Annotated in this window: 13 protein-coding genes; 9 read left to right on the top strand and 4 right to left on the bottom strand. The window is 51.4% G+C overall.

The features are described from left to right. Positions 1 to 21: 21 nt before the first annotated feature. Positions 22 to 1,281 (top strand): UDP-N-acetylglucosamine 1-carboxyvinyltransferase, encoded by a 1,260-nt coding sequence (gene murA / locus FDX09_RS13185; RefSeq protein ID WP_137347343.1) that lies wholly within the window; start codon positions 22 to 24, stop codon positions 1,279 to 1,281. Positions 1,282 to 1,337: 56 nt separating this feature from the next. Here the strand turns inward: murA and sfsB are convergent, their stop codons facing one another. Then, a complete protein-coding gene (gene sfsB, locus FDX09_RS13180) occupies positions 1,338 to 1,622 on the bottom strand; it encodes a DNA-binding transcriptional regulator SfsB (protein WP_038634246.1) in 285 nt (94 codons plus the stop codon). A gap of 224 nt (positions 1,623 to 1,846) precedes the next feature. Further along, positions 1,847 to 2,818 carry an octaprenyl diphosphate synthase gene (ispB, locus tag FDX09_RS13175; RefSeq protein WP_003025033.1) on the bottom strand — a complete coding sequence of 324 codons (972 nt, stop codon included), beginning with the start codon at positions 2,816 to 2,818 and terminating at the stop codon, positions 1,847 to 1,849. A gap of 258 nt (positions 2,819 to 3,076) precedes the next feature. Here ispB and rplU point away from each other — a divergent pair, with 258 nt between their 5' ends. The 5 genes from rplU (at position 3,077) to opgB (ending at position 8,394) form a co-directional block, all read left to right on the top strand. Then, positions 3,077 to 3,388 (top strand): 50S ribosomal protein L21, encoded by a 312-nt coding sequence (rplU, locus tag FDX09_RS13170; protein WP_003025032.1) that lies wholly within the window; start codon positions 3,077 to 3,079, stop codon positions 3,386 to 3,388. A 19-nt stretch (positions 3,389 to 3,407) separates the two neighbouring features. Continuing rightward, positions 3,408 to 3,665, top strand: a complete 258-nt coding sequence (gene rpmA / locus FDX09_RS13165; RefSeq protein ID WP_003025030.1) for a 50S ribosomal protein L27 — start codon at positions 3,408 to 3,410, stop codon at positions 3,663 to 3,665. Between the two features lie 127 nt (positions 3,666 to 3,792). Continuing rightward, entirely contained in the window at positions 3,793 to 4,758 is a 966-nt protein-coding gene (locus FDX09_RS13160) for a DMT family transporter (RefSeq protein ID WP_006687874.1), read from the top strand. Positions 4,759 to 4,773: 15 nt separating this feature from the next. Continuing rightward, the gene (gene cgtA, locus FDX09_RS13155; protein ID WP_038634240.1) at positions 4,774 to 5,946 is read left to right on the top strand and encodes an Obg family GTPase CgtA; all 1,173 of its coding nucleotides are present in this window, start codon (positions 4,774 to 4,776) and stop codon (positions 5,944 to 5,946) included. Between the two features lie 123 nt (positions 5,947 to 6,069). Continuing rightward, a complete protein-coding gene (gene opgB / locus FDX09_RS13150; RefSeq protein ID WP_137347342.1) occupies positions 6,070 to 8,394 on the top strand; it encodes a phosphatidylglycerol--membrane-oligosaccharide glycerophosphotransferase in 2,325 nt (774 codons plus the stop codon). 36 nt (positions 8,395 to 8,430) lie between these two features. Here the strand turns inward: opgB and dacB are convergent, their stop codons facing one another. Beyond that, a complete protein-coding gene (gene dacB, locus FDX09_RS13145) occupies positions 8,431 to 9,864 on the bottom strand; it encodes a serine-type D-Ala-D-Ala carboxypeptidase (protein WP_085048645.1) in 1,434 nt (477 codons plus the stop codon). A gap of 248 nt (positions 9,865 to 10,112) precedes the next feature. Here dacB and greA point away from each other — a divergent pair, with 248 nt between their 5' ends. Further along, positions 10,113 to 10,589, top strand: a complete 477-nt coding sequence (greA, locus tag FDX09_RS13140) for a transcription elongation factor GreA (protein WP_003025019.1) — start codon at positions 10,113 to 10,115, stop codon at positions 10,587 to 10,589. Positions 10,590 to 10,742: 153 nt separating this feature from the next. Here greA and yhbY read toward each other — a convergent pair whose 3' ends face one another. Then, complete coding sequence (yhbY, locus tag FDX09_RS13130; protein ID WP_003025016.1) at positions 10,743 to 11,036, bottom strand: ribosome assembly RNA-binding protein YhbY; 294 nt, start codon at positions 11,034 to 11,036, stop codon at positions 10,743 to 10,745. Positions 11,037 to 11,161: 125 nt separating this feature from the next. Here yhbY and rlmE point away from each other — a divergent pair, with 125 nt between their 5' ends. Together rlmE and ftsH are read left to right on the top strand one after the other, a co-directional pair. Then, positions 11,162 to 11,791: a 23S rRNA (uridine(2552)-2'-O)-methyltransferase RlmE gene (gene rlmE, locus FDX09_RS13125; RefSeq protein ID WP_006687879.1), complete on the top strand. Its 630-nt coding sequence runs from the start codon at positions 11,162 to 11,164 to the stop codon at positions 11,789 to 11,791. A 99-nt stretch (positions 11,792 to 11,890) separates the two neighbouring features. Beyond that, complete coding sequence (gene ftsH / locus FDX09_RS13120) at positions 11,891 to 13,825, top strand: ATP-dependent zinc metalloprotease FtsH (RefSeq protein ID WP_003025013.1); 1,935 nt, start codon at positions 11,891 to 11,893, stop codon at positions 13,823 to 13,825. Positions 13,826 to 13,853 lie beyond the last annotated feature (28 nt).

Genomic DNA, 13,853 nt, shown 5'->3' with positions numbered 1-13,853 from the left:
TTCTTAACAGAGAACAGAATAATGGATAAATTTCGTGTTCAGGGGCCAACGAAGCTCCAGGGCGAAGTCACAATTTCAGGCGCTAAAAACGCCGCACTGCCGATCCTGTTTGCGGCGCTGCTGGCGGAAGAACCTGTAGAGATCCAAAACGTCCCGAAACTGAAGGACGTTGACACTTCCATGAAGCTACTGAGCCAGTTGGGTGCGAAAGTTGAGCGTAATGGTTCCGTGCACATTGATGCGCGTGACGTTAACGTCTTCTGTGCACCGTATGATCTGGTGAAAACCATGCGTGCGTCTATCTGGGCGCTCGGACCGTTGGTTGCTCGCTTTGGCCAGGGGCAGGTTTCACTGCCGGGCGGTTGCACCATCGGCGCGCGTCCGGTTGACCTGCACATTACCGGTCTGGAGCAGTTAGGCGCGACGATCAAGCTGGAAGAAGGCTATGTGAAGGCGTCCGTTGATGGCCGTCTGAAAGGCGCGCATATCGTTATGGATAAGGTGAGCGTCGGCGCGACGGTCACTATTATGTGTGCGGCAACACTTGCTGAAGGCACCACCATTATTGAAAACGCCGCGCGCGAGCCGGAGATCGTCGATACCGCTAATTTCCTGATTGCGCTGGGTGCGAAGATCAGCGGCCAGGGTACCGATCGCATTACCATCGAAGGTGTTGAACGTCTCGGCGGTGGTATTTATCGCGTTCTGCCAGACCGTATTGAAACCGGCACTTTCCTGGTTGCAGCAGCGATTTCTCGCGGCAAAATTATCTGCCGCAATGCGCAACCTGACACGCTGGATGCCGTCCTGGCGAAGCTGCGTGATGCGGGTGCGGATATCGAAGTCGGCGACGACTGGATAAGCCTCGACATGCACGGCAAGCGTCCGAAGGCGGTCAATGTACGCACTGCGCCGCACCCGGCGTTCCCGACTGATATGCAGGCCCAGTTCACGCTGCTGAATCTGGTGGCGGAAGGAACAGGCTTCATCACGGAAACCGTGTTTGAAAACCGCTTCATGCACGTGCCTGAGCTGAGCCGTATGGGCGCTCACGCGGAAATCGAAAGCAACACTGTGATTTGCCACGGTGTGGAAACGCTCTCCGGCGCGCAAGTGATGGCGACCGATCTGCGTGCGTCAGCAAGCCTGGTGTTGGCGGGTTGTATTGCTGAAGGTACGACGGTGGTCGACCGTATTTATCACATCGATCGCGGCTATGAGCGCATCGAAGATAAACTGCGTGCGCTGGGCGCAAACATTGAGCGCGTGAAAGGCGAGTAATCGTCAACGCCTCTGGTAACCCCCTGGTCTTTGGGCCGGGGGTTACTGCTTAATGTTCATTCAGGATTCTTTTTCCCTCTCGGTCCCCTCATCATCCGTGTTCTGTCGATGAATTCATGCGTTTTTGCATCGTGGTAGCGCGACGGCCAGATCACCCAAGGGTCGGTTCCCAGCGCCCGGGCAATAATCAACTCTCCTTTCGGCCATGGCCGCGTTAACGCGTTCGCCAGCGTTGATGAACTCAAGCCATTTTTACGTGACTCAGCGGCCATTGAGGTGCCTTTTTTGCGCAGTCCGGCGATGATGTCGGCCGTATGCCAGTCAATCAGCTTGCTTTCCATAAATTCATCTCTCCTTTGGTTAATGACTTACGGTTTCACGATCGGTTGTGGCGACACTATAACGCTGCGAGAACAAATGTTCTAAAATGTTCATGTAAGATGTGAGTATATTCAGATTATGCCAATATCTGGCTTGATTACCCGGAAAGATGAAAGGATTTATTGGAATTTATAAGAGCATCCCGTGCGAGGCACGGGATGATGAGTGGCTGGGGGGAAGGTAATTAACGGTCGCGCTGTACGGCGATATGCGCCAGACCAATCAGCGCTTCTCGCCATGGCGTGTCAGGCAGCACCTGCAACGCGGCGATGGCTTTATCAGCCTCTTCTTCCGCACGCTGTCGGGTCCACTCCAGAGAGCCACAGGCGTTCATCGCTTCCAGAACCGGCTCCAGAAGGTGACGACCGTTACCTTGTTCAATGGCCTGGCGGATCATCTGCGCCTGCTCCGGGGTGCCGTGGCGCATGGCATGCAGCAGCGGTAGCGTCGGTTTACCTTCGTTAAGGTCATCGCCGACGTTTTTACCCAACTGCTCGCCATCTGCGCTGTAATCCAGTAAATCGTCAATTAACTGGAACGCAGTCCCAAGATAGCGGCCATAATCCTGCAATCCTTTCTCTTGTTCTTCGCTGCAGCCAGCCAGAATGCCTGAGCATTGGGCTGCGGCTTCAAACAAACGCGCCGTCTTGCTGTAGATGACGCGCATATAGTTTTCTTCGGTGATGTCCGGGTCGTTGACGTTCATCAACTGCAGAACTTCACCTTCTGCGATGACGTTAACCGCTTTTGACATGACTTCCAGTACTTTCAGCGAGCCGAGGCTGGTCATCATCTGAAATGCGCGGGTATAGATAAAATCGCCGACCAGCACGCTGGCCGCATTACCAAACGCCGCATTCGCTGTGGCTTTCCCGCGGCGCATGTCGGACTCATCCACAACATCGTCATGCAGGAGGGTCGCAGTGTGGATAAACTCGATGAGGGCTGCAATCGTAACGTGCGCATTTTCCTGGTAACCAACAGCACGTGCTGCAAGTACTGCGATCATTGGGCGAATGCGTTTTCCGCCGCCGCTCACGATGTAGTACCCTAACTGATTGATCAACTGGACGTCAGAATTGAGCTGTTCAAGGATTGTCGCATTGACCCCCGCCATATCTTGCGCGGTTAACTCATTGATTTTTTCTAAATTCATCGCAAAAGCCGGGCTTCTCGCCCCGATTACCTCACCGTATGGCAAGGTAACGTCGGGTTCAGGTTTATAAATATATGCTGATTGTACTGAAAAAACGCCGTAGATAAACGTTACCGTACGTGTTGTGTTTTTTTTCTTCATGTATTGACGGTAGCACTTGTCAAAGGCTCGCGTTTTGCGTAATATTCGCGCCCTATTGTGAATATTTATAGCGCACTCTGAATCATCAAAAAGGTGTGCGCGGAAGCGGAGTTTTTTATGTACGCGGTTTTCCAAAGTGGTGGTAAACAACACCGAGTAAGCGAAGGTCAGACCGTTCGCCTGGAAAAGCTGGACATCGCAACTGGCGAATCTGTTGAATTCGCTGAAGTTCTGATGATCGCAAACGGTGAAGAAGTCAAAATCGGCGTTCCTTTCGTTGATGGCGGCGTTATCAAAGCTGAAGTTGTTGCTCATGGTCGTGGCGAGAAAGTTAAAATCGTTAAGTTTCGTCGTCGTAAACACTACCGTAAGCAGCAGGGCCATCGTCAGTGGTTCACTGATGTGAAAATCACTGGCATCAGCGCTTAAGTTAAGGGGAGCAGATTAAATGGCACATAAAAAGGCTGGCGGCTCGACTCGTAACGGTCGCGATTCAGAAGCTAAACGTCTGGGCGTAAAACGCTTCGGCGGTGAAACAGTTCTGGCTGGTAGCATCATCGTTCGTCAACGTGGCACTAAATTCCACGCTGGCTCCAACGTTGGTTGCGGCAAAGACCACACTTTGTTTGCTAAAGCAGACGGTAAAGTGAAATTTGAAGTGAAAGGCCCGAAAAACCGTAAATTCATCAGCATCGTTGCTGAATAAGTTTTTCGCGTCCCGGTAACGGATAAAAGCCCCGCAACACGTTGCGGGGCTTTTTACATTCGACGGCCGGTAAATATGCTCGTCGCGCCGTGATAAACCGGAAACGAGCCCTTGCAGGGAATACGGCATGAAGCAGCAGGCAGGCATTGGTATTCTGTTAGCACTCACGACTGCAATATGTTGGGGCGCTTTGCCAATAGCAATGAAGCAAGTGCTGGAGGTGATGGAGCCTCCTACCGTGGTGTTCTACCGTTTTTTAATGGCAAGTATTGGCCTTGGCGCTATCCTTGCGGTTAAAAAAAAGCTCCCCCCATTGCGCATTTTTCGCAAAGCGCGTTGGTTGGTGCTGTTGGCAATAGCCACCGGTGGGCTGTTCGGTAACTTCATTCTGTTTAGTTCATCTTTGCAGTACTTGAGCCCAACGGCCTCGCAGGTTATCGGTCAGCTGTCACCCGTTGGCATGATGATCGCCAGCGTCTTTATCCTGAAAGAAAAGATGCGCGGCACGCAGGTGATTGGCGCCATTATGCTTCTGAGCGGCCTGGTTCTGTTTTTTAATACCAGTCTGATCGAAATTTTTACCCGACTCACCGATTACACCTGGGGCGTTATCTTTGGTGTCGGTGCGGCGATGGTCTGGGTGAGCTATGGGGTCGCGCAAAAGGTGTTATTGCGCCGTCTGGCGTCACCGCAGATCCTGTTTTTACTGTACACTTTATGTACGATCGCGTTGTTGCCGCTGGCTAAACCCGGTGTCATCACGCAGCTCAGCGACTGGCAGCTGGCCTGCCTGGTATTCTGCGGCCTGAATACGCTGGTAGGATACGGCGCTCTCGCGGAAGCGATGGCGCGCTGGCAGGCGGCGCAGGTAAGCGCCATTATTACGCTTACCCCGCTGTTTACGTTGTTATTTTCAGATTTATTATCACTGGCCTGGCCCGATTTCTTCGCCAGACCGATGCTAAACCTTTTAGGTTATCTCGGTGCGTTTATCGTGGTTGCGGGCGCGATGTATTCCGCCATTGGTCATCGAATTTGGGGCGGTTTACGTAAGCATGAAACGGTGGTTTCGCAACCCCGCTCAGGCGAATGATTTACGGAGAGTAAAATGAAGTTTGTTGATGAAGCATCGATTCTGGTCGTTGCAGGTGATGGCGGTAATGGTTGCGTGAGCTTCCGCCGTGAAAAATATATTCCAAAAGGCGGCCCGGACGGCGGTGATGGCGGTGATGGCGGCGACGTATGGATGGAAGCCGACGAAAACCTGAACACGCTGATCGATTACCGTTTTGAAAAATCTTTCCGTGCGGAACGTGGTCAGAATGGCGCGAGCCGCGATTGCACAGGTAAACGCGGTAAAGACGTTACGATTAAAGTGCCTGTCGGTACGCGCGTTATCGATCAGGGCACCGGCGAAACCATGGGCGACATGACCAAGCATGGTCAGCGTCTGATGGTCGCTAAAGGCGGCTGGCACGGCCTGGGTAACACCCGTTTCAAATCCTCGGTCAACCGTACTCCGCGTCAGAAAACGATGGGGACACCGGGCGATAAGCGCGATCTGTTGCTGGAGCTGATGCTGCTGGCGGATGTAGGTATGTTGGGTATGCCAAATGCCGGTAAATCGACGTTTATCCGTGCGGTATCCGCGGCGAAGCCGAAAGTTGCCGATTATCCGTTCACCACCCTGGTACCAAGCCTGGGCGTGGTACGTATGGACAACGAAAAGAGCTTCGTCGTGGCCGACATTCCGGGGTTGATTGAAGGCGCGGCTGAAGGCGCGGGTCTGGGGATTCGCTTCCTGAAACACCTGGAACGCTGCCGCGTGTTGCTGCACCTCATCGATATCGATCCAATTGATGGCTCCGATCCGGTAGAGAACGCCCGTATCATTATTGGCGAACTGGAAAAATACAGTCAGGACCTGGCGTCTAAACCGCGCTGGTTAGTGTTCAACAAAATTGATTTGCTGGACAAGGCCGAAGCGGAAGAGAAAGCGAAAGCGATCGCCGAAGCGCTGGGCTGGGAAGGTAAATATTACCTGATCTCCGCCGCCAGCCAGTTGGGCGTGAAGGATCTGTGCTGGGATGTGATGACCTTTATCATTGAGAACCCGATTGTTCAGGCTGAAGAAGCGAAACAGCCAGAGAAAGTTGAGTTCATGTGGGATGATTATCACCGCCAGCAGCTCGCTGAAGTCGAAGACGAAGCGGAAGATGACTGGGATGACGATTGGGACGAAGACGACGAAGAAGGAGTTGAGTTCATCTATAAGCGTTGATTTTGAGGGCTGGTTTACCAGCCCTTTTATTTATATATTCTGAAAAAAATATTAATGATGTTCCCGCATTAAACGACCAATTATAATTCCTCCTCATTTAGCGTGCATGTATGAGACGAGGTAATGCAATACTCATTTGTAGCAATTATTATATCACTGGCCTCAATGGTTTTGGCCGCCCTGATTTATAAAAGTAAAGGCTATAGGGCAATCTATTACGCCTCTCTTATTTTACTTGCTCAGTGCATTTCTTTATTTTTAAGCCTGTTTTGGTTAGGCTGTTATTACTTTACGGGCGAAGGGGTTAATGACGCTGTTATTTATACTTTGACCCGCTCGCTTTATGGCGCGGATTTTAAAGATTACGTCGCGCCTTTTGTCGTTGCTGTCTTGCTGATTGGACTGCTACTCTTTCTGAGCTGGCGATTCATGCAAGGTAAAAATGTTCAAAAAGAGAGAAAACAGTACGCTTCGATAACCGCCGTATTACTGACATTTTTTTCTGTTGGCATCTCTCCGGCATTATTACAATTCACTAATTATAGCAAGCCGCCAGCAGAAGTAGATGGTTCCGATTTTTCGCGCTACTATATTACGCCAGATACCAGGATTAATAATCCAAAATATAATCTGGTATATATTTATGCAGAAAGTCTGGAAAGAACCTACTTTGATAAAGACACATTTCCTCAGTTGCTGCCTGATTTAACGGCGCTGAAACAAGATGGCCTGGATTTTAGCGGCACAGAACAGTATCCGGCGACGGATTTTACCATAGCAGGGATCGTGGCATCGCAGTGTGGTCTTCCGCTGTTTGCACCGACCGATTTAAGTGGCAAGAAAGCCAGTCTGGGCTTCTTTTCCTCTTCAGTCTGCCTTGGGGATATTTTGAAAAATTCAGGTTATGAAACCTGGTTTATGCAGGGCGCTGATTTACGTTTCGCCGATAAGGATGTGTTTTTTAAAACGCACGGCATTGACCATGCCTGGGGACTGGCGGAGTCTGGCCTGGAGAAGGATTTTTCCGCCCAGAATGCCTGGGGGCTATATGATGATATGCTGCTGGAAAAGGTCTGGCGCAAGTTTGAGCATTTGTCCCGGCAAAAAACGCCTTTTGCGTTATTCACGTTGACGCTGGATACCCATCCCCCTGAAGGTTATATCCCCACGAGCTGTCCTGTCAGCTATAAAAAAAATGGTAGTGAAGTCGATGCGTTAACCTCTGTGCTTTGTAGCCAAAGGGAAATCGCTAAATTCATTAGACGGATACAGGCTTCGCCCTGGGCCAGTAATACAATTATTGTTCTCTCATCCGATCATCTGGTAATGCAAAATATGACGGCTGCTGTGGATTATTTAAATAAAATGCCTCGTCGCAATTTATTTGTGGTTTTCAGAAATGGCGTGACGCCAAAAGTTATCGCCGATAAGCGAAGCACGTTAGATAATGGGGCAACGGTGCTTGAGCTGATGGGGGGCGATAATGCAATAGGCTTAGGGAGAAGTTCATTAAGTCAGCCTTCACTGGCAGCGGTTTTTGACGACTTTAAAAATAAGTTGTTAGCCTGGGGGCCTGCTATCCGCTCCCGTTGGGGAATTCCCGAGTCCATTAAAAATTTTACCGTTGATACCAGAAGAAAGTTGCTGCGTTTTGATAGTTTTGAATACCCTATTCCCGCCTTACTGGAAGTATCTCCGGGACGAGTCTGGCCGGTTGTCGATGACGGGAATGACGTGGGAATGTCTTTAAGGAATACCCTGGGATTTCTGCCTGAAGGCCATAAATTTATCTGGATAGATCAATGCCTGAGCATTGGCCCCGTATGGCAACCGGATTCTGCCGTCAATACTGGGTGGTGTGTTGCCTCTGGAAAAGCCGGTAGCGAGACTCACATCGAGAAAATAATGGCTGAAGATTATTCAGGCGGGATGAGTGAATTTCCGGGCGAAACGAATCATGAACGCTTTCAGCGTATCCAGGCGCGGTTATTACTTTCCGCAAAGGATGTCCGCTATCAGTCCGATCGCATACTGTTTGCGGCGGAAGGACTGCCTGCATTTGTGAAATCAATAACAGGAGTGGGGCATCCAGAATACTGGGGACGGTGGTCAGATGCGAACCTGTCACCCGCGGTGGCTATCACCTATAACCAACCACTGCCCGCGAAATTTGACGTTGAGATCAAGGCAAAAGCCTTTGGCAAAAATATTGGTGCACTGCTTCCCGTTTCCATCGGTTCCTGTACCCACTATCTCACCCTGCACGCAGAGGCGGAAACGGTGATATTACATATGACGAATCCTGACAGACTCGATACGCTAACGATTGTCCCCCCTTATCCGGAGTTGAGTAACGAGGGAAATTATATTGGTTTTCCTAAATCCGCTCCGCCAAGGAAGCTGGGGATTGGGTTAACCGAGCTGCGGATAATCCCGGTAAACGATTAGAAACGACGAGGGAGCGTTACCGCTCCCTGCATCCGCTTAGTTAGACTGATAAATATCTTTGTACAACCGACTCTCGAAGCGTACCAGCGGAATACGCCGATTACGTTGGTCAGCCGGCTGTACCGCATAGCCCGACAGATACTGCACAAATGCCATACGCTGACCGCTTGCCGTGGTGATGAAGCCTGCGAGGTTGTAGACGCCCTGTAGTGAGCCTGTCTTCGCCGATACTTTGCCATCCACGCCAGCCTGATGCAGGCCCGCACGGTATTGCAGGGAGCCGTCATGGCCCGCCAGCGGTAGCATAGTTATAAAGTTCAGCTCGTTATCGTGCTGAGCGATATATTGCAGCACCTGCATCATGGTCGCCGGGGAAATCAGGTTATGGCGGGAGAGACCAGAACCGTCGGCAATAATGGTGTTGCCAATATCGATGCCCGCCTGCTGGCGCAAAATTTGGCGTACGGCATCGGAACCTGCCCGCCAGGTGCCCGGGACGTTAAATCGTGCATGGCCAATCATGCGGAAAACGGTATCGGCGATCATGTTGTCCGATTTTTTCAGCATAATCTTAAGCAGGTCATGCAGCGGCGCTGACTGTTTGCTGGCAACCACGGTTCCCGGCTCGTTGACCTGCGTCTGGCGCAGCAGCGTGCCGCTGTAAGTGATACCCGCTTGTTTTAGCTCATCTTTGATAATCGCCCCGGCATAGCTGGCGCCATCCTGAATGGCGAACGCCAGCGGCAGCGGGTCGGCGCGTTGAGGTAGGCATCCGGTCAGCGTGAAGCGGTTGAGATCGCCTGGAACCACGTCCAGTTCACAATATTGCGCTTCGGCAGAGCCACGCGCGAGGGTTCGCACCTGGCTGAACATGGTGACCGGGTAGTAGGATGCCACGCGAATAAATGCCAGATCGTTCGGTTTTTGCGCGCTGTAGAGCGAAATCGAGAAACAGTTGCGATCGACAATGGCTGCGGCAGGCGGGGCGCTAAAACATTGCGTCATGTCGTTCCAGGGCCAACCGGGGGCTTTATCATGACTGGCGAAAATAGAGGTGTCGATCAGAACATTTCCGGCAATTTGCGTCACACCAGATTTTTTCAGAGTCGCTACCATATTGCGAATATCCTGGCGTTTTAGCGTCGGATCGGCGCCAAATCGCGCCACTAAGTCACCTTTCAAAACGCCGCCTTCCACGTTGCCTTTCGTCTCAAGCGTGGTGGTAAAACGGAAATCAGGCCCGAGCTGAATCAACGCCGCCAGCGCGGTGATCACTTTCTGGGTACTGGCGGGGAGCGCCATCTGCTGGCTATGAAAATCAATAGCGGGTGCAGATGCGCCAACCTTCTGTACCATAAGGGCGAGGTTGGCCCCGGCAGGAAGCTGGTTGATGTATTCGTCGACATTCGCAGCCTGAACGCTGAACGCTATACTGGCAGTCAATCCAATGGTAAATCTGGGAAATCGCATAATCTCGCGCTAACAACCTGGAAACAGGCCGTCATACTACGGCGCAACGCCCCAAAAAGTAAACGATGACCCATAGGGAACTCCAGGGTAAAATGATCATCAAATAGAGAATTGTAACTGACCTGGGACCTTGAGCCCCGGGTCGGTATTTTTTTGCTTCTGACTCTGGCATGGCGTATGCCAGGGTGGGCTTAGCAGCCGGGGTGAGAAGCATCGCCCCCTACAGGAATGTTCAAGAGGTATAACAAATGCAAGCTATCCCGATGACCTTACGTGGTGCTGAAAAACTGCGCGAAGAGCTGGATTTTCTGAAATCTGTGCGCCGTCCTGAAATTATCGCCGCTATCGCGGAAGCGCGTGAGCACGGTGACCTGAAAGAGAACGCGGAGTATCATGCGGCTCGCGAACAGCAAGGATTCTGCGAAGGACGCATTAAAGATATCGAAGCTAAACTGTCCAATGCGCAGGTGATTGACGTCACTAAAATGCCGAACAATGGCCGTGTTGTTTTCGGCGCGACGGTTACCGTTCTGAATCTCGATAATGACGAAGAGCAGACCTGGCGTATTGTCGGCGATGATGAAGCTGATTTTAAACAGAACCTGATTTCAGTGAACTCGCCTATTGCTCGTGGCCTGATTGGCAAAGAGCAGGATGACGTCGTCGTTATCAAAACGCCGGGCGGTGAAGTTGAATATGAAGTAACGAAGGTCGAATACCTGTAATTCGCATCTTGGTTAAGATGTTGATACATTGTAAAGAAAGGAAAAAGGCCGCATAGCGGCCTTTTATCAACGAAGAGAGCGTGGCATTTTGCTCTCCTGCTAGCGGAAAACCCCGCGTTTTACACAAACTTCGTGTGCGACTTTGGGATATTCTTAGCGTGGCAGCGAGATTTTACGTTCTTTAGTCGGGCGATACAGTACCAGCGTTTTGCCGATGACCTGTACATTGCAGGCGCCGGTTTCGCGTACGATAGCTTCCACGATCAAGGTTTTGGTATCGCGATCTTCCGAGGCGATTTTCACCTTGATAAGTTCATGGTGCTCTAACGCTTGTTCAATCTCGGCCAGTACCCCTTCGGTCAAACCATTATTGCCAAGCATAACTACCGGCTTGAGCGGATGTGCCAGACCTTTCAGGTGCTGTTTTTGTTTAGTACTCAGATTCATCGTATATTTTTGCTTACGTTGGGATTGAAAACGGGTCATTCTACCGCCATCTCCCATATATCACCAAATAGCTGTGTAGAAATTTACACCATTGGTTACGATGAACTGCCCTTTGGGAATGTGAAATGACAGGTAAAAAGCGTTCTGCCAGCTCGAGTCGCTGGCTTCAGGAACACTTTAGCGATAAATATGTTCAACAGGCGCAGAAAAAGGGGTTACGTTCCCGTGCCTGGTTTAAACTTGATGAAATACAGCAAAGTGACAAAATTTTTAAACCGGGGATGACGATTGTTGATCTCGGCGCTGCACCGGGTGGCTGGTCGCAATATGCGGTTACGCAGATCGGCAACAGCGGCCGCATTATCGCTTGCGATCTTTTACCTATGGATCCAATCGTTGGTGTGGACTTCCTTCAGGGCGATTTTCGTGATGAATTAGTCCTGCAAGCGTTACTTGAACGCGTAGGTGACAGTAAAGTACAAGTTGTCATGTCTGATATGGCACCAAATATGTGTGGAACACCGGCGGTGGATATTCCCCGGGCCATGTATCTGGTAGAGCTGGCGCTTGGAATGGCTCGAGATGTTTTAGCGCCAGGTGGTAGTTTTGTAGTGAAGGTGTTCCAGGGCGAAGGCTTCGATGAGTATCTAAGAGAGATTCGCTCCCTGTTTACGAAGGTCAAAGTTCGTAAGCCGGACTCTTCTCGCGCCCGTTCGCGTGAAGTGTATATTGTAGCGACCGGGCGTAAACCATAACCGGTAGATTTCAAACGAAAGTTTGAAAGAAACTGGATATAGAGTATCCTGACGCTGTTTTTAACACAGTTGTAATATGAGGTTAATCCCTTGAGTGACATGGCGAAAAACCTAATTCTCTGGCTGGTCATTGCCGTTGTGCTGATGTCAGTATTCCAGAGCTTTGGGCCCAGCGAGTCTAATGGCCGTAAGGTTGATTACTCTACCTTCCTGCAAGAGGTCAATCAGGACCAGGTTCGTGAAGCGAAGATCAACGGACGTGAGATTAACGTTACCAAGAAAGATAGTAACCGTTACACGACCTATATTCCGGTTAACGATCCGAAGCTGCTTGATAACCTGCTGACCAAAAACGTCAAGGTTGTCGGCGAGCCGCCTGAAGAGCCGAGCCTGCTGGCTTCTATCTTCATTTCCTGGTTCCCAATGCTGCTGCTGATTGGTGTCTGGATCTTCTTCATGCGTCAAATGCAGGGCGGTGGTGGCAAAGGCGCCATGTCGTTCGGTAAGAGCAAAGCGCGCATGCTGACGGAAGATCAGATCAAAACCACGTTTGCTGACGTTGCGGGTTGTGACGAAGCGAAGGAAGAGGTTGCTGAGCTGGTTGAATACCTGCGCGAACCGAGCCGTTTCCAGAAGTTGGGCGGTAAAATCCCGAAAGGCGTCCTGATGGTCGGTCCTCCGGGTACCGGTAAAACCCTGCTGGCGAAAGCTATCGCCGGTGAAGCGAAGGTTCCATTCTTTACAATTTCCGGTTCTGATTTCGTGGAAATGTTCGTGGGTGTGGGTGCATCTCGTGTGCGTGACATGTTCGAACAGGCCAAGAAAGCGGCACCGTGCATCATCTTCATCGATGAAATCGACGCCGTAGGCCGTCAGCGTGGCGCTGGTCTGGGCGGTGGTCACGATGAACGTGAGCAGACCCTGAACCAGATGCTGGTTGAGATGGACGGCTTCGAAGGTAACGAAGGTATTATCGTTATCGCGGCAACTAACCGTCCGGACGTTCTTGACCCTGCGCTGCTGCGTCCAGGCCGTTTCGACCGTCAGGTTGTGGTTGGTCTGCCGGACGTTCGCGGTCGTGAACAGATCCTGAAAGTGCATATGCGTCGCGTACCGCTGTCTCCGGATATCGATGCGGCAATCATTGCACGTGGTACGCCTGGCTTCTCTGGTGCTGACCTCGCGAACCTGGTGAACGAAGCGGCGCTGTTTGCTGCTCGCGGCAACAAGCGCGTCGTGTCGATGGTTGAGTTTGAGAAAGCGAAAGACAAAATCATGATGGGTGCGGAACGTCGCTCCATGGTGATGACGGAAGCGCAGAAAGAATCTACCGCGTATCACGAAGCTGGCCACGCGATTATCGGTCGCCTGGTACCGGAACACGATCCGGTACACAAAGTAACGATTATCCCGCGCGGTCGTGCGCTGGGTGTGACCTTCTTCCTGCCTGAAGGCGACGCAATCAGCGCCAGCCGTCAGAAGCTGGAAAGCCAGATCTCCACGCTGTACGGCGGTCGTCTGGCGGAAGAGATCATCTACGGTGCTGAACATGTTTCTACCGGTGCGTCGAACGACATCAAAGTCGCGACTAACCTGGCGCGTAACATGGTTACTCAGTGGGGCTTCTCCGATAAACTCGGTCCGCTGCTGTACGCTGAAGAAGAAGGCGAAGTGTTCCTGGGACGTTCTGTTGCGAAAGCTAAACATATGTCCGATGAAACGGCTCGCATCATCGATCAGGAAGTTAAGCTGTTGATTGAGCGTAACTATGACCGTGCGCGTCGTCTGTTGAACGAAAACATGGACATTCTGCACTCGATGAAAGATGCGCTCATGAAATATGAGACCATCGATGCGCCGCAGATTGATGATCTGATGGCTCGCCGCGATGTGCGTCCGCCAGCGGGTTGGGAAGAACCGGGTTCTTCTAACAACAACTCTGGCAGCACCGGCAAGCCGAGCGCGCCGCGTCCGGTTGATGAACCGCGTGCGCCGGACTCTGGCACCATGTCAGAGCAACTGGGCGACAAATAAGTTATCGTTGATGATGACCGTGTTTTAA

Origin of the sequence: Citrobacter sp. wls717 (genome assembly GCF_005280955.1) — a bacterium.
Classification (GTDB): domain Bacteria; phylum Pseudomonadota; class Gammaproteobacteria; order Enterobacterales; family Enterobacteriaceae; genus Citrobacter; species Citrobacter werkmanii.
The sequence above is the reverse complement of the archived record's forward strand: the minus strand, read 5'-3'. Positions and strand labels throughout refer to the sequence as shown.